This is a genomic window from Brevibacillus composti (assembly GCF_016406105.1).
Lineage (GTDB): Bacteria > Bacillota > Bacilli > Brevibacillales > Brevibacillaceae > Brevibacillus > Brevibacillus composti.
Genome location: NZ_CP066308.1, coordinates 2,442,132 through 2,458,721 on the forward strand (window position 1 = coordinate 2,442,132; position 16,590 = coordinate 2,458,721).

Genomic DNA, 16,590 nt, shown 5'->3' on the forward strand with positions numbered 1-16,590 from the left:
ATCCGTTGCCAGGATAAGGCCGCCTGATAACCGCCCTTGGGGAAGCGACATCTACTCAGCCGGGCCTGCTGCTGAGCAGCCGTTTATGTATCCAGATGGCCGCCTGGACGCCATCCCCCATGGCGATCGCCACTTGCTGGGAGTGAACCGTCACATCTCCAATCGCCCAGATCCCCGGATGACTGGTCTCTTTTGTCCGGGGGTTGACCAGGACATGTCCCTTTTCATTGCAGCGCACCTGAAAAGGCTGGAGCAATCGGGACTGGACGCGCGCTCCGGGAAATGCGAGGAACGCCCGGGTCACCTCTACCGTGTCCCCGGAATTGAGCACCAGACGGGTAAGCTCTCCCCCCGTATGCTCCACTTCGACCACTCGTTCGCGGCGGATCGGATAGGGCGACGCCGGCCCGCCTGGTATGCCGTTTATGCTCGGGGACTCGTCCGCATCCTGGTGGTGGAACAGCAGTAGCTCATCCGTAAAAAAGGAGAGCGCCTTCGCCATCTCCACTGCTTGTTTTTCCAGTCCGATCACAGCCGTCTTTTTCCCGGCGGATTCAAACCCGTCGCAGTCCGGACAAATGAAAACAGAGATACCGAGGCATTCCTTCAGCCCGACGATATCGGGAAAGGGGTCGGCGATTCCCGTCGCCAGTACGACCGTTTGCCCTTGCAGTCTCTGTTTGCCTCTCGTCTCTACTTCAAACAGGCCGTCTTCCCTTTGCGCCAGGGAAACGACTTCATCGCTGATGGAGACGGCACCCATGCGTATCGCATACTCCCGACCTGCCTCGCGCAGCTGTGCTCCGCTCACGCCGCCGGGAAATCCCAGCAGGTTGCGGTAGCCTTTGGACGCAGACGAGCGTCCGCCCCCCGCATCGATGACGGCTACTTTTCGCAGGCAACGGCATAGCTGAATCGCGGCTTGCCACCCCGCGATCCCGCCGCCTATAATCACGGTGTCAAAGGTCAACGTTCATACCACCCTGTTTTCGTTTCGCTTATTTTTGCCATTGCCGCATAGGCTTATTTGCCGGATTTTACGATTGGGGAGGAATTTTGACGATCTGTCCTTCTACGAGCTGCGCGTCGGCGCTGATTCCATTGTAGCTGGCGATTTTTTTCACACCGCTGTTATGTCCGTAGTAGAGGCGCGACAATTGGAAGAGCGTCTCCCCTTTTTTCACTTTATGCTGTCTCACGCCTGGCTCCGCCGGTGATACGGACTGCTCGGCTGCCGTTTGTGGCTTGGGAGCACCGCCGTTCTTCGCTGAAGCTTCGGATTTGGCTGCACCATTGTTCTTCGTTGCCACATCGGATTTGGCTGTTGCGCCGTTCTTGTCCCCTGCTTGGGGACGGGCAGCCACGCCGGTTGCGGAGGAAGCGGATGCCGGACTGGACGGATTGGCGTTTGTGTTGTCAGTGTCCCCGGCCAGGCTGCTTTCGCCAGTCGTTTGGCCGGCGCCGGGGCTCGCAAGGCTGACAGCATCTGTGCCGCCAGTTGCTCCGCCCTGTCCGTTTGCCTCTGCACCCACCTTTTCGGCCGGGAGAGGAGCCTTGGCGTTCCCGGCCTGCTCCGTCTGCTGGATGGGCTGGGTGGAAGCCGTACCCGCGGGAGCATACCCCTTCTCCTCCACCGTGACTTTCGCGGGCGCGGACTGCGCCGCCTTGTACAATTCGAAGCCGATCAAGACAAAGAAAAGCGTGCCGAACAGCGCCAGCCCTGCCTTGAGCAATGTCATATAGGGAAACGGACCTGTCCTCGTCCTGCCGTCTCGGCTTGGCTGCTGGTGTTTGAGACGGCGCGGCGGGAAACCCTGCTGTCCGGCTGCGCCCGCACGCTCTGGGAGGGTGACGGGAGGATGCTCTTCCCCGCTTGTCCCGGGCAGCGACCCATCGCTCTGGGCGCGAGCAAAGCCGGATTCCGGCCATTCGCGATCTGCGAAACCGGCGCTGCTCTCCGGCGGTTCTCCGCTTTCAAGCAGCTTTAAGCTCTCAAGCAGTTCCATGCTTCCCGGCAATTCGATTCTCTCTGGGAATTCGTTGTTTTTTGAAGGCTGTTTGTCTTCATGCCTTGTCACTTCCGGCTCCTCCTCTCACGCGTACAACCACACTGAATATAGAAGGCAAGCAAAAGATCAATCAAGATATGGGCAAGAATCGGCGGGAGCAGCAGACCATTTGCTTCAAACAGACAGCCCAACAGCCAGCTCGTAAGAAAAACACTGCCGATTAACAGCGGCTTTCTCAAATAGCGGACATGGACCAACGTAAACAAAAGGCTGGTCCACAGGTTCCCGGCAAACGGCTGAATGACGCCGCGAAACAGCCATTCCTCCCCCAGGCCGATTATGATGCAAAGCAGCGCTGTTTGCCAAGGAGAGAGCCCGGAAAAGATCCGTTCGTTTATATCTCCGTCATCCTGCCATTTTGGCGGCAAATAACGGTCCATCGCGATGCTGGTGAGGACGACGAGCAGAGCGACCCCTCCCGACCAGAGTAATGCCCTTGCTGGCGGGAGATGGAAGAGGGCGAGCGATTTTTCCCAACCGTGAAAGATCAGGCTCCCCGCTGCTGCCAGTCCCAGTACGATCAGCTGCGTCAGCCACAGATGAAAGCGCAGTGTCGCGTCGTCAATCATAGGATGCTGCTCTTTCAACAGACACTGCCTCCCTTTTTATTCGGCAAAAGGTTTTCCAATGCCTTCCGCAAATTCCATTCTGTTTTGTTCGTCTGCCCGCTTGCCGGGGTCCCAACTCGTTTGAAAGCCGATGGATCAAGTCCGCAGTATGTACAGCATGCGTGTGAAAACGAGCGGTCGGTCTCGCCAAAATAACGGTTCAACCGCTCCCGAAAGCAGCCAGCGCCCTCCAACCAGGAGAGCATATCGATCAGTTTTTTTCTCTTTTGCCGTTTGGGCGTCTCCATCGCCCGCATCATGGCCGCCGCTGTCTCCTGTCTGGCTGAGCGGGACGCCTCCGCGAAGGCGTAGCGAATGTGATCGCGGCCTGTGGACACATCGCTGACGCAACCCGCCTGCTCCGCATAAAAAAACAACAAGCCGGCCATCTCTTCCGGTATGTCGGCGAGAAGCAGCTCCTGCAGCGAGATCAGCCCCTGGCTTGACAGGAGCTGCAGAAAACGGTGCAGCTGCTCCTCTGTGGGATATTCTTTTCCCTGCAAATGGGCGTGAATCAGCCTGTCTTCCGGGGCATAGTACAAGCCGGCATAGCCAGCCTGCCCATCGCGTCCCACCCTGCCGATCTCCTGGGCGTATGCTTCCAGGCTGGGGGGAAAGTGATAGTGAAGCACGTAGCGGATATCCGGCTTGTCGATGCCCATGCCAAAGGCATTGGTAGCCACGATCACATCCAGCTCGTCACGCAAAAACTGGGTCTGGACGACCATGCGATCCATGCCGCTCATTCCGCCGTGGTAACCGTGCACTCGTTTTTTTCCGGCAATCTGGCATTCGGCAGCCAAAGCCTCGACCGCCTGCCTCGTGCCGCAATAGACGATGCCCGGCCCCTCCAGCTCCTCGATTGCCTTGGCGACCAGACGTCGGCGCTCCTCCTCTGACTTCACCGGGATGATGTCCATCGCAATATTGCCTCGGTTCAGCGGCTGTGCCACCACATCGCCTGGCTCAATCTGCAGCAGTCTGCATATCTCCTCCCTCACGCCGGGCGCAGCAGTAGCCGTCACCGCGAGCACGGGAGGGGTACCCAACTGTTTGATCACTTCGGGCAAGCGGAGGTAATCTGTGCGAAAGTCATGACCCCATTGGGAGATGCAATGCGCCTCGTCGACAGCCACCATGGACACTCCCGCGCGGCGCAGCGCCATTTGCAGAGCCGGACTTTGCAATTTTTCCGGCGACACGTACACCATTTTACAGACGCCGCTGGCGATCTCGGCCAACAGCTCACGCGCTTCCGCCGGTTCCAGCATGCTGTTGACATAGGCGGCAGGAATGCGCCGCTTGCCGCGTAGCTGCTGGACCTGATCGACCATCAGCGAGATCAGCGGCGAGACGACGACGGCCGTCCCTGGCAGGCAGAGTGCCGGCAGCTGATAGGTGATCGACTTCCCTCCGCCGGTGGCCAGCAGCCCCAGCACATTCTTGCGCTGCCAGATCCTCTCCATGATTTCCAGCTGTCCGGGTCGGAAAGCTGTATAGCCGAAATAAAGCCGCAATTGATCATGCAGCCATGTCCGCCATCTCTCATTCATTCGCTTCCCCTCCCCCTCGCCAGCGCCAGGCGGATCTGCAGGTAGGAAACGCCCGGTCCCAGCTGATCTTTCACTCTTCTCAGCCTGCTTGTCCCCAATTTTTCGCTAATGGCCGCAATCTGTTCGGCCAATTCAGCCGGCAGGTAGGCGGAACTGTCCCATTCCGGACAACGCAGGGCGATTTCCACCAGATGGTCTTCCACTGTACTCGGTTTGATCCCGCGCTTTTGGGCTATTTCTTCGATGGTGCAGCCGCGTTTGGTCATCGCATACGTAAGCGATGCGCTCTCCGTCAGGCGGGGATCCCGCTCTCCTTCCCTGGCGAGCAAAGAGGCAAGGAGCGGAAATTGCTGCGCGTGCTCCTGCAAATAGGTGATCATCCGGGCGAGGCCAGACCGCAGCTGCAGCAGTATGTAGGAGGGCGCTTCCTGTTTTTCCATGCCGAGCTGGGTCAGCGTCACGCCCGATTGGGACAACCCTGTGAAGAGGCGAACTATGATCTCTTGAACCGGCTCGGGCAGCATTCGCATGCATGCATACAGCTCGTCCGCCAGCCCGTCAAGCCAGCGCTTCCGGTCCTGCCCGCCAGACAGCTGCATTCTGACCCAGCGCTGGATCCGTTTGTCCTGGACGATCGGCTGAAAGGACACGTCATTTTCTAACAAATGGGAGCACGTCTGCACCAGCAGATGGAGGCGCAGCCAAAACGTGTCCAGCTGTTCGGGGATGTCCGCTCTGTCAAATGGAGCAAACCAAAAGGATAGCCGGTATTTCTCCTCGGCTTCCCGGGACAGTTGCTGCGCTTTTTCCGTCAGCTGAAAGGACGGCTTTTTCCTGTTTTCGGTTGCAGGGATGGCGATGATCAGGCCATTCTCCTGCATTCGCCGAACAATTTTCTCCCATTCCTCTTTCAAAAGGCGGGGAAACATCCGATAATACGGATAAAGGCTGTATAAATGAACGTCCTGCAAGGTCTGGTTGGCTTTTCGTCCGCGAAGGATATAGTACAAGGACTGGATCGTCCTCTCCCCTGCCAGGGGTTTCATCCCGCCGAGCAGCAGGGAACACAAAAAGGTCCATTCCTGTTCGGAAAGAGTTGGACTGCTCATGGCTACTCCTTTTCATAAACGGGCATGCTCCCCTGGCCCTCGTGTACAAAGGCCCGGCGAACGCATCCCTTACTCGTACCAACAACTGTGGAGGATTATATGAACAAGCGTCTGTCGAAATCTGAATTTTTATTTGCCTACATGATCATCATATCACTTGCTTGCCTGGTTGGCGGATTTTTTTTCGGCGCCTATTATATGAAATCAAAGATCGCGGCGGAGCAGGCTGCCATCGTGGAACAGCAGAGATTGGAAGCGGAGCGGGAGCGTCAGCTGCGCGAGCAAAAGCTCTACAGCGAACAGGACTTTATCCGTTTTTACTACGCGGTCTACGCCCCCTTTCTGGAGCTGAAGCGCGTCCATTTTGAAAAGATGGAGGCTTGGCCCGATCAGGACCCTGCCACTCGCAAAGACAGCATAAAAGCCCTGATCGAAGCCGCCAAGCAAACCACTACGCAGCTCGGCAAGGAAGTGCCGCTGCCCACCTCTCCTCTGCTGGTGCAGGCCCATACGCAGTATCAAGCAGGGGCACGGGCTTATTTGGATGGTATGAAGCAATTGCTATCCGATCAGAATAATAATGCTCTCTCGCCGGACGAAATCACGGCCCGGCTCGCCTTGACCAACTGGTTCAAAGCCAACGAGCAATTTTACCATTCGCTGGCGGCCTGGGAGTCCGCTTATGTCACCAAGCAGCCTCTGCCCAAGGAACTACCGGCTGCAGTCAGCATAGAGCAATGGAAGCAGCTGCCGTTCCATTACAAGACGTACCTCGCGGCCACTGCGATGACAGCGCACAACAAATGGGGCGGCTACAACCCGGAAGATTTGACGGCCCGGCTCGATTTGTTGTTCGAGTCCGATGATGTCAAAAATTTAGGAATCAAGGATCTCCATGCCGCCGTCCGCGTCCTCACCGCGACAGATGCGGTTCACAGCGGGGACTTCAAAGAGTTCCAGCACAAGCATTACAGCAGCTTGAAGACACCGGAAATCCCCCTGTATCGATAGTCGTACATTTTTAGATGCGATTCATTCTTGAAATCTTACCAGACACAGCATACAATGAGTTATGACAGTGGACGTACCATTGGGTATGGGAGGTGAAACCACGATGACCACATGGGTAGACAAAGATACTTGTATCGCTTGCGGTGCTTGTGGCGCAACGGCTCCTGACGTTTTCGATTACGATGACGAGGGCCTCGCTTTCAACAAGATCGACGACAACACCAACAGCGCTGAGATTCCGGAAATCCTTTTTGACGACGTACGTGACGCGGCAGAAGGATGCCCAACTGATTCCATTAAAGTGGAAGAGTAAGATTCCCAGCTCACAACACAAAAAACCGCTCACGACTTTTATGGACGTGGGGGGTTTTTTCATTTTGAACACATTTTGCCCGCAATTCATGGTATAATTTTCTCGCCAAAAAACTATGAAGGAGCAATTCGGATGGGAAAAACTCTTATCTTTGGACACCGGAATCCCGATACGGATTCCATTTGTTCTGCGCTGGTCTACGCGGATCTGAAAACCAAACTGGGCGCTGACGTAGAACCGGTTCGCCTCGGAGAAATTGGCGGGGAAACGCGCTTCGTCCTGGATACGTTTCAGGTAGCCGCCCCCCGTTTGATCGAAACAGCCGCAAATGAAGTGGATCAGGTCATCCTGGTAGATCATAACGAGCGTCAACAAAGCGTAAGCGACATCGACCAAGTGCAAGTGGTAGAGGTCATCGACCATCACCGCATCGCCAATTTTGAAACAAGCAATCCCCTCTATTACCGTGCAGAGCCTGTCGGCTGCACCACGACGATATTGAAAAAAATGTACAAGGAGCACGGCGTAGACATTTCCAAAGAGATGGCAGGACTGATGCTGTCCGCGATCATTTCCGACACGCTTCTTCTCAAGTCCCCCACCTGCACCGACCAGGATGTGGCGGCAGCGCGTGAATTGGCGGAGATCGCTGGTGTCGACTTGGAAAGCTACGGCCTGGAAATGCTGAAGGCAGGCGCGGATCTTAGCGACAAATCTATCCAGCAGCTCATCTCCCTGGACGCCAAGGAGTTTCAAATGGGCAATTACAAAGTAGAAATCGCCCAGGTAAATGCCGTGGACGTCAACGAAGTCATGGTTCGTCAAGCCGAGCTCGAGGCTGCTCTTTCCGCCATTATCGAAGAAAAAGGGCTCGACCTGTTCCTATTTGTCGTGACCGATATTCTGAACAATGATTCCATCGGACTGGCATTGGGCAAGGCTGCTCATGCCGTGGAAAAAGCGTACAACGTACAGCTGGATCAGAACAAAGCGGTGCTGAAAGGCGTCGTCTCCCGCAAAAAGCAAATCGTGCCTGTTTTGACGGATACGCTCTCCAGCATGTAATTCCTTTTCCCGAAATAGAGACCGTACGTAAAAAGGGGCTGTCCAATAAGTCCCCAAAATAAAAAGTTGGGCGGAAAAACGTAATGTTTTCCGTCCAGCTTTTTTGTGCGGCTGCTTTTGCAGGAAAGTAGCGAGGCGGATGCCTGCCACTTTCAATAGATTGTGGGCCAATGCCACAATCCCAAACTCGACGTGAACCTTGTCCAGCCCCCGTAAGGAGAACCGTCGGAACGACCGGTTGCCCTTGAGGTGACCGAACACGCTTTCTACCTCCACTTTACGCCGAGCATAGATCGCGGACTTCTCGTCATCCTCAAGGGCTCTTTTGGCCTTTGCCTTTAACTCTTCCCATATCGTGTTCCAGTGTACCTGGCGATTCCCTTTTGCTTTGGTGCACGAGAGCTTGAGCGGGCAATCGCTACAATCCTCACATTCATAGATCTTGAAGCTTTGCTCCAGGCCAGAAGCGTTTTTTTTCGTCTGGTATTTCTTAAAGCGAACGTATCGACCATTCGGGCAAACAAAGCGATCATCCTGCTCTTCATACGTCCAGTTGGAAGCGTGCCGGATGTCCTTCTGGTATCGTCGGGTTTTCTCCTTCAAATAGTTGCCGTAGGGTATGAGAAACTCAAATCGCGGCTGTTTTTCTTCGCCCATCGCATACAAGTAGTTTTCCTCGCTGCCATAGCCAGCGTCGGCAATCACGGTTTTGGGCATCGGCAACGAAGACGCCGCCAATCGCTCCATATGCGGAATAAAGCATCGTGTATCCGTAGGACGCTGATGGATGCTGTAGAACAAAACAAACTGGTTTTCCGTGGCCATTTGCACATTGTAGCCTGGCTTCAGTTGGCCATTTTTCATGTGATCTTCCTTCATGCGCATAAACGTGGCGTCCGGATCGGTTTTCGAGTAGCTGTTGCGATCGCCAAAGCAGGCTTTCTGCTGCTCATACTTGGCGAAGCGAGGAAGGAAATCCTTCCGAATCTGTTTCAGCGGCCTCTTCAAGGCACTGCGCGCTTTGCGCAAGGCTTTCCGCTCTTCGCTGCCGCTGGTCTGCGTGAGCTGTTCGGTTAAGCCTTCGACTCTTTCCTCCAGCACGGCCGCTGCTTCTTCGAGCTTGGCAGGGAGCTCTTCCGGGTCTGCCGCTGCATATTCGCCAGCTTCTTGCTGCGTGAGCGTATGAATATGCGCAAGGGTGGCCTGCACCTTTTCCTTGAGCTTTTCCTCGAAGCGAAGCGTGGATTTTTTCCACACAAAAGAGTACTTGTTCGCATCGGCTTCAATCTTTGTGCCATCCAAAAAGTACTGCTCCATCGAAATGTAGTTGTCCGCGATGAGCTTGCGGATCATCGTTTCAAACAGTTCGTCCATGAACGCTTTCATGCGCACGCCGCGAAAATCGTTCAAGGTACGGAAGTCAGGCTGCTGCATCGCCGCCAGCCACATGGCCGGGAGGTTCTCACGCAACAGCTTTTCAATACCGCGGCAGGAATAAACCTTTTGTGAGTAGCCGTAAAGGATCACCTTAAGCATCATTTTGGGATGGTAGGAACTGCGGCCTCCGCCCGTGTAATGAGCAAACAACTGCTGATCCGGAATGGCTTCGATCATTTCATCAATGACACGAGCCACATGATGGGTGGGAACATACATCTCCAAATCCAGAATCATCTGAGCCTGCTTGTTGTCGTACGGTTTGAAGGTAGGGGCAAGATGTCGCGTGGGCATCATTTTTTCTTCCACATCCTGTAGAGGAAGAGCCAGTTGCATGGTATAATCATGATTAGTAGTCGTCCGATTACGCAAGAAAATCGTCCTTTCTTGAATTGGTAGTGTGGTAACTTCCATTTTACAAGAAAAGACGGTTTTTTTGTGCTTATTTTTTACATTCAACAAAAACGGGGCGCCCAGAAGTCAGTTTATGCTGACTTTCTGGACAGCCCCTTTTTCTTCGCTTTCCATCTGAAGAACATTTCCCGGCTAAACGGCAAACATCGTCCTATCTTAGGAAGAAAGACAGTCAGTGCGGATGGAGAAATAGTGCGCGGGTTTTCGCTTCCATTTTTTGCAGAATCAAACGGGCAATTTCCTCCTCGTGTTCAAACAGAATAAAATGACCGCCGGGAAACGGCTCCAGGTGACACAATCGCCTCGTGTACCTGCCCCATTCCCCCGCTTGTTTCGCAGACGTAAACAAATCGGCTTTCCCCTGTAAAACCAAAAAATCACAATCAAAAGCAACCGAAGTGTTTTGGGGTCTGTACGTCTCGACGATCTGGAAATCCGCCCGGATGATCGGCATGATGATTTCCAGGAGCTCTTCATGCAGCAAAAGCTCCTCGGGCGTCCCTCCAAACAACAGCAGCTCCTCCCGCAACTCCTCGTCAGAGAGGAGATGTCTTCTCTTCCCCACCGGCCGATGGGGCGGATTGCTGCCGGAAAAGACCGCGAGTTGGGGCAGCCTGTGTCCGCGGGCGGAGAGTTGATGAAGCAGTTCAAATGCGAGCAGGCTCCCCATGCTGTGTCCCAGAATCGCATAGGGTCCCTCATCCACCTGCCCCTGTATCTGCTCGTAGATGTCGAAAACTGCATGCTCCATGCTGCGGTTCAACTTTTCCTTCAACCTCGCTCCTCTCCCCGCGAGCTCCACTGGCACCACTTCCATTCTCGGCAGGAACAGAGGCTTCCACTTCGCATATGCGCTGGCAGAACCACCGGCGTGCGGAAGGCAAAATAGTTTGTACTTGGGCAAAAGACCCCCTCCTCAGACACTCACTTTGGAAACCGTCTGAGCCCAGAATCTCGCTGACGGCTTTGCGTTTCAGGAATTCACAGCAATAAGAATCAAGATCGCCCCTGGATACCGTCTGCTAGGTCAGCAGCTCAGAAGGCTGAGTCACGTACAGCTCATCGGTAAATTCCCGCGTCTGTGCGCAAACGGACAGCTTATAGGCCGGGTCGAGGCCATATTGTTTAAAATACCAACGCTCGGGCGACTCAGCGTGGGCGGACAAATAAAAATGGTCGTGCCCCTGCTTGCGGATCGCAAACGAGTCCAACGGTATGGACAGCCCCTTGCCCACTGCCTTCAGATAGGCCTCCTTCAGCGTCCAAAGATCGTAAAAATAAGCGCAACGGTTTTCCACCGGCTGTCTTGCGAAGTCCTCGTATTCGATCGGCGAAAAAAAACGTTTGGCAATGCCCACATGCTGGGGAGTGATCTTTTCCACGTCGATCCCAACCGGAGCCGGGCTTATGGCGAGAACGACCCAGTCTCCGGAATGGGACGCATTGAAGTGGATGTGAGCTCTCCCTTTTACAGATGGTTTGCCATATGCATCGTACTGAAAGTCGAGCTCTTCCTTTGCGATCTGGTGCGTTCGCGAGACGACGGTACGGGCAAGCACATCCGCCAACAACGTCCGGCAGGCATCCGCCTGCTTGCGGAATCTGCTGATTTTCTGGCGTTTTTCATCCGAAACCTGTTCGATCAGCGCATCATAGATATGCTGCGGCATGACGGCTGGTACTTTTACTGCATAGACCTGGACCATGACCACCTCACGCTCCCTGTCTAGCGTATCGAAATCGCTTCCGTCTCCCATTTTTCGCGGCGTTTTTGTGAGCGTTTTTCTTTTCTGCCCTCAAACAGGGAATACAGCACGGGAACCAAGACGAGCGTCACCATCGTATGGGTAATCAATCCGCCAATCACGGCAGTAGCTAGCGTGGTTTGCAGATCGGACCCCTCTGACAGTCCCAGTGCCATCGGCAGCATCCCGAGGATCGCCGTCAGCTTGGTCATCAGGACAGGGCGCACACGATCTTTCGTCCCTTGGAGAATCGCTTCGTTCAATTGATAACCGCGTCTTCTCAGCAGATTGATCCGGTCGATCAACAGGATCGCATTGGACACCACGATCCCGACCAGCATGATGACGCCAATCATCGCCATCTCTCCGAGCGTCCGCCTCGTCAGCAAAAATCCGATCACGACGCCCACCAGCGCCATCGGTATGGTTAACAAGATGATAAACGGATGCGACAATCGGCCAAATTGGGTGACCAGAATGACGTAGATGATGGCCACCACTGCGAGGAAAACGAACAGAGCCTGTGTCATATTGGCTGTCTGCTCTTTCAGCTTTCCGGCGATTTCCACCTTATGGCCAGGCACGGCGGCAAGCGTGCTCAGCTTTTCTTTAATCGCACGGCCACTGCTTCCCAGATCTGTTCCGAGCAATTCCGCCGATACGGTCAGGAGTCGATCCCCTTTTTCATGCTTCAATACGACCGGAGATTTACCGTGCTGGATTTCTCCCAGCTCCGCGAGACGGACCTGAGCACCCGTCGCTGTCGTAATCATGAGGCTGCGCAACTGATCCGGATGCTTCATCCATGCTTCCGGCAGCTTGGCGACGACATCGACTTCCATGCCGTTCATCGTCATTTTCGTTACGACTTGATCACCCAGGATCATGCCGAGCTGGCCAAGCAGCGATCGCTGGTCCACACCGAGCCGGAGCATCTTCTCTTGATCCGGAATCAGCGTCAGCTTTTCTTTTCCCTGGTCGTAATCATTGCGTATATTGATGACGCCGGGAACGGTCGCCAGCAGTTTTTCGATATCTCCCGCGATCTCGCGGCTGGTTTCCAGATCTTCCCCGATCACATTGATCTGAATCGGGGCGTCTTCCCCGCTGCCACCAAATGTGGTCGATACCCTTTCCACGTACGTCACCCGGGAGAGACGTTCATTGATTGCTTTGGTCAATTCTTCTTTGCTGTGCTGGCGTTGTTTTTTGCCCACGAGGGAAATGTAAAACTGGGCCATCTCCTCACTGGCAAAGAAAAACACATCCTGAACATCCGCGATCTGGCGCAAACTTTCTTCCGCCTCAAGCCCCGCCTGTTTGGTCATCTCTACGGTAAAGCCGCTGGGCATCCTGATTTCCGCCTGCATCAGATTTTCATAGGGGTTCAAATTTTCACCCATCTTGATGAAAGGAGCAAGCATCATCACGCCTATGAACAGGACGACAGCCACAAGCACGGTTTTTACGCGGTGTCTCAGGGCCATTTGCAAAAGCCGATAAAACCAGCCGACCACGGTGAGCTGCTTTGTGCCCTCCCCTGCTTTTAGGGCCGAGCCTTTGTCATGCTTCAAGAATCTTTGCGCAAATACTGGCACGAAAAAATAGGCAGCGATGGTGGAAGCGACGATCGTGGAAGTCACCGTAAACGCGATGGTGTGCAGAATCGGCTTTAGCCAGTCCTCAAAATCGGCAAACAGAAGCGGCAAGAAAACCACGATCAGCGTCAGCTGGGAGGTGAGAATCGGCGTGAATACCTCTTTGCTTCCTTTGACGATCGCGCTGTGCAAAGTCTCCCCTTTTTCCCGGAATTGATAGATGCTCTCCAGCATCACGATCGCCGCATCGACGACCAGTCCGACACAAAGACTGAGTGAGACCAGTGTCACCAGATCGATGTGGTAGCCCGCGACTTTCATCGCGATGAAAGTCATGAAAGCCGATAGCGGTAGCGTTGTCGCGATGACGAGAGTGACCTGCCAATTTCGCAAGAACACCAGCAGGATGAGTACCGCGAGCAATCCCCCGATCATCACGTCCCGGCTCAAATTGCCCACCGCGTTTTCGATAAAGGAGCCGCCTTCAAACATCACTTTGGCTTCATATTGACCATTGGATGCATCAACCACTTCTTTTACGGCCTGCTCCACCTGTCTCTGGGTCTCGATCAGGTCAGTACCCGCTCCTCGTGTCACGCTGATCTGCACCAGCACCTGACCGTTTGTCATCCCGACAGAGTCCGAGATTTTTCCCCGGTTGTCTTGTATCGTGGCCAGGGTATGGAGGGGGACAGCGCCCATCGGTGTTTCAATCAGCACGGAAGTGAGCTGGTGAACGCTTTTGATCGAGCCGTCCACCATGACGACCGTGTCAAATCCGGTATTTTCGATCATGCCGACAGCCTGTTTCCCGTTCATCATCTGCAGTTGCTCCATCACGCGGGAAACTGTCATGCCGTAGACGGCAATCCGATCGGGATCCAGCGTGATGGTGATTTCATTTCCGATACTCCGTTCCATGACATCGACTGCTTTTACCCCTGGCACCGCTTTGATTTTGTTCCGAATCGTGGTATGGGCGATCTGGAGAAGCGCCTGGGGATCGGCACCCACCAGAGCAAAATCGATCAGCTGCTCATCCCCCAGATTCATCTGTGTGATGTCTACCTGGTCGATGCCTTGGGGAAATCCGTTTCGCAAGCGGTTCACAATGGTTTGCACCTCTTGCTTTACTTTTTCCCCCTGGCTTCCTTCCGCCGTGATCATGATCTGGGAAAAACCCGTGCCGGTCCGCGAGGTGTAATCCGTTATTCCCGCGACCGTCCTGAGCTCCTGTTCGATTGGGTTCGTCACTTTTTCTTCCATCTCTTCAGGAGGCAGAGCCGCACCGGAGACCCGGACGCTGATCTGCGGAAGATTGGTCTTCGGAAGCAGTTCGATGTTAAAAGAATACAGGGAACCTAATCCAGCAATCACTATCAGGAGAGTGGACAAGTAGATGATCAGCCGTCGCTTCAGTAATAAATCGATCATTTTTTCCAAGATTAGTCCTCCTTAGCGATTACCTTCTCACCCGCTACGTAGTAGGTTATACCGGTACGAAGCAGCTGGTCGCCTTCCTTTACGCCTGAGAGAATCTCCATCTGGTTCCCGATGATTCGACCCGTTTCTACCACCTTTCTCGCGATGACACCGTCCTCGACGACCATCACGAAGCGCTCGGAGCCAGAGATGCCGACGCTCTCCAGAGGAACGATGAAACCGCTCAATTTCTGCGGCTTCTCGACGGTCGCAATCATTCCATGACGCCATGCCTCCTGCGGATTCGGCACGGCAATTTCGACCGCGTATTTCCCCGTGACCCGATCGCGTGCCGGGGAAACAAAGGCAATCGTCCCCTCGCTCTTCAGCCCCTGATCATTGCTTACCTGCACGCTTGCGCCTGCCTGGTAGCTCTGCAGCTGATCCTCATCGACCTGTATCTCCACCACGACCTGGTCCGTATCCATCAAGTGAAAAACGACCTCCCCGGGACCGACCAGCTCACCTGTCCGTTTGCTCACATCGACGATTGTGCCGGAGACCGGCGCGACGATCCGGGTCTCATCAATGGTTTGCCTCACTTGTTCCACGCGGCCTTGCGCCTGTTTGACAGCGGCGGCAGCGACCGTCACATCCTCCGCCTTCGTCCCATTCACCAGCTGTTCGAGCTGAAGCTGCGAGCTTTTCAGTGTCAAGGCCGCCTGCTGCGCTTGTGCTTCCAACAGCTCCAGCTCTTTTTGGGAAATGGCTCCGCCAGCGAACAAGCGCTTGCCATTTTCCATGTCTTGCTGGACCTGCTGCTGCCTAAGCAAGTCACTCTGTACCTGCAGCCGCTGCTTCTGGATCTCTTCTTCGGCAGCGCCTTTGAGCACTTTGGACCTGCGGGCGCTTGCCGCTTCTACCTCGCTCTGGGCGACGTCGATACTGCTTTGCAGATAGCCCGTCTCCAGCGTAGCCAGAAGCTGTCCCTGCTTTACCTTATCCCCCTTGGATACCTGTACATTTCCGATTTTCCCGGCAGAGCCAAATGAGAGAAGGAGGTCCCCTCTGGCTTCCACGATCCCCAGCGTCTTATGGACAGGTTGTTCTGCCTGTTGCCGGACAGTGAAGACCTGGACCACTTTTGCCTGGGGTTCTTCCTCCAGATGGTTTGCCTGCTGGGCAGGAGCACAACCAGTTAAGATCAACAGGATTGAGCCTGCTAGAAAAAAAGCTTTTTTCCGCACAAACATTCCTCCCACTCCAGTTCCATGTGTAGTTTCCACCGGCTGACATCAGCAGCGTTCCGGCAGGGTGGGCTGCTTCAGCTCTTGTCGTCTGGTTCCAATCTCGATGGAGGGACGATTCAGGACCCTGCTGTTAGGGGGAACACTTTCGGTGCACCAGACGTTCCCACCAATTTGCACCCTTTCCCCGATGACCGTTTTGCCGCCGAGAATCGTCGCTCCCGCGTAGATGGTGACATCATCCTTTATCGTGGGATGCCGCTTCTGATCGACTAGCGGGGAGCTCCGCTTGTTTTTCGGGATGCTCAATGCGCCAAGCGTCACCCCTTGATAGATCTTGACATGGTCGCCAATCTCGCACGTCTCGCCGATGACGACCCCTGTCCCGTGGTCGATAAAGAAACCTTTGCCAATCTTGGCTCCCGGGTGTATATCGATTCCCGTCACCGCGTGGGCACACTCTGTCAGCATGCGGGGAATCACGTCGACCCCCTGGTTCAGCAGCGCATGCGCCACCCGATACACCACCACCGCAAATATCCCCGGATATGCCAGGATCACCTCTTCTACTCCGGTGGCGGCCGGGTCACCCTCGTAGACTGCCGTCACATCATAGCTGATCAACCGTCGAATTTCCGGCATTTTGTGAATCAATTCATCCGCGTGAGCGCGGCATCCGCCAGCTTCGTCACAATTTCCCAATGCACGCCCGTTGGTGTCATGACAGGTGATCGGATGAAGCAGATCAACGATCTTTTCTTCCACCTCGGAGGCTTGCTCGGTCAGCCAGTTCAGAAAATCCTTTTCGTGTTCGGGAATCACCAAATGATCGGGGAAAAAGAGTGTGTACACAGACTGAATGAACGCCATCGCACGCTTTTCGAGCGCATGTCTGGAAATGCGCAGATACGTGTTGTCCTTGCTTTTCAAGACATGGTACAGCTGATGAGCAACCGTCTCTTTGTCGTCCCATGAAAGTGCCATATGGATGGATCCCCC

The 16,590-nt window shown here is 54.6% G+C and carries 13 protein-coding genes and 1 pseudogene; 3 read left to right on the forward strand and 11 right to left on the reverse strand.

Annotated features, from left to right (window positions below; genetic code table 11):
- Positions 1 to 55 precede the first annotated feature (55 nt).
- The 5 genes from JD108_RS12600 to JD108_RS12620 all read right to left on the reverse strand — a co-directional run bounded on the left by JD108_RS12600 (position 56) and on the right by JD108_RS12620 (position 5,339).
- Positions 56 to 970, reverse strand: coding sequence for an NAD(P)/FAD-dependent oxidoreductase (locus tag JD108_RS12600; protein ID WP_198826421.1), 915 nt, complete (start codon positions 968 to 970; stop codon positions 56 to 58).
- Between the two features lie 67 nt (positions 971 to 1,037).
- Entirely contained in the window at positions 1,038 to 2,078 is a 1,041-nt protein-coding gene (locus JD108_RS12605) for a LysM peptidoglycan-binding domain-containing protein (protein ID WP_228728134.1), read from the reverse strand.
- On the reverse strand, positions 2,075 to 2,656 hold the full coding sequence (locus tag JD108_RS12610; protein ID WP_228728135.1) for a CPBP family intramembrane glutamic endopeptidase: 582 nt from the start codon (positions 2,654 to 2,656) through the stop codon (positions 2,075 to 2,077). The genes JD108_RS12605 and JD108_RS12610 overlap by 4 nt, the downstream gene beginning before the upstream one ends.
- On the reverse strand, positions 2,653 to 4,230 hold the full coding sequence (locus tag JD108_RS12615) for a RecQ family ATP-dependent DNA helicase (protein WP_198826422.1): 1,578 nt from the start codon (positions 4,228 to 4,230) through the stop codon (positions 2,653 to 2,655). The genes JD108_RS12610 and JD108_RS12615 overlap by 4 nt, the downstream gene beginning before the upstream one ends.
- Entirely contained in the window at positions 4,227 to 5,339 is a 1,113-nt protein-coding gene (locus JD108_RS12620) for a YpbB family protein (RefSeq protein ID WP_198826423.1), read from the reverse strand. Before JD108_RS12620 ends, JD108_RS12615 begins: the two co-directional genes overlap by 4 nt.
- 99 nt (positions 5,340 to 5,438) lie before the next feature.
- Between JD108_RS12620 and JD108_RS12625 the strand changes: the two genes are divergently transcribed.
- From JD108_RS12625 to JD108_RS12635, 3 genes are all read left to right on the forward strand, one after another.
- Positions 5,439 to 6,350, forward strand: coding sequence for a hypothetical protein (locus tag JD108_RS12625; RefSeq protein ID WP_198826424.1), 912 nt, complete (start codon positions 5,439 to 5,441; stop codon positions 6,348 to 6,350).
- 103 nt (positions 6,351 to 6,453) lie between these two features.
- Entirely contained in the window at positions 6,454 to 6,663 is a 210-nt protein-coding gene (locus JD108_RS12630; protein WP_198826425.1) for a ferredoxin, read from the forward strand.
- Between the two features lie 132 nt (positions 6,664 to 6,795).
- Positions 6,796 to 7,728: a manganese-dependent inorganic pyrophosphatase gene (locus JD108_RS12635; protein ID WP_198826426.1), complete on the forward strand. Its 933-nt coding sequence runs from the start codon at positions 6,796 to 6,798 to the stop codon at positions 7,726 to 7,728.
- A 156-nt stretch (positions 7,729 to 7,884) separates the two neighbouring features.
- Here JD108_RS12635 and JD108_RS12640 read toward each other — a convergent pair.
- The 6 genes and pseudogenes from JD108_RS12640 to epsC form a co-directional block, all read right to left on the reverse strand.
- Positions 7,885 to 9,579 (reverse strand): annotated as a pseudogene (locus JD108_RS12640) (IS1182 family transposase); the annotation flags it as partial.
- A 172-nt stretch (positions 9,580 to 9,751) separates the two neighbouring features.
- Positions 9,752 to 10,483 carry a thioesterase II family protein gene (locus tag JD108_RS12645; RefSeq protein ID WP_198826427.1) on the reverse strand — a complete coding sequence of 244 codons (732 nt, stop codon included), beginning with the start codon at positions 10,481 to 10,483 and terminating at the stop codon, positions 9,752 to 9,754.
- A 118-nt stretch (positions 10,484 to 10,601) separates the two neighbouring features.
- The gene (locus tag JD108_RS12650) at positions 10,602 to 11,285 is read right to left on the reverse strand and encodes a 4'-phosphopantetheinyl transferase family protein (protein ID WP_198826428.1); all 684 of its coding nucleotides are present in this window, start codon (positions 11,283 to 11,285) and stop codon (positions 10,602 to 10,604) included.
- A 20-nt stretch (positions 11,286 to 11,305) separates the two neighbouring features.
- The gene (locus JD108_RS12655; RefSeq protein ID WP_228728433.1) at positions 11,306 to 14,356 is read right to left on the reverse strand and encodes an efflux RND transporter permease subunit; all 3,051 of its coding nucleotides are present in this window, start codon (positions 14,354 to 14,356) and stop codon (positions 11,306 to 11,308) included.
- Between the two features lie 11 nt (positions 14,357 to 14,367).
- Positions 14,368 to 15,591 (reverse strand): efflux RND transporter periplasmic adaptor subunit, encoded by a 1,224-nt coding sequence (locus JD108_RS12660; protein WP_198826430.1) that lies wholly within the window; start codon positions 15,589 to 15,591, stop codon positions 14,368 to 14,370.
- Between the two features lie 48 nt (positions 15,592 to 15,639).
- A complete protein-coding gene (gene epsC / locus JD108_RS12665) occupies positions 15,640 to 16,575 on the reverse strand; it encodes a serine O-acetyltransferase EpsC (protein WP_198826431.1) in 936 nt (311 codons plus the stop codon).
- Between the last annotated feature and the right edge of the window lie 15 nt (positions 16,576 to 16,590).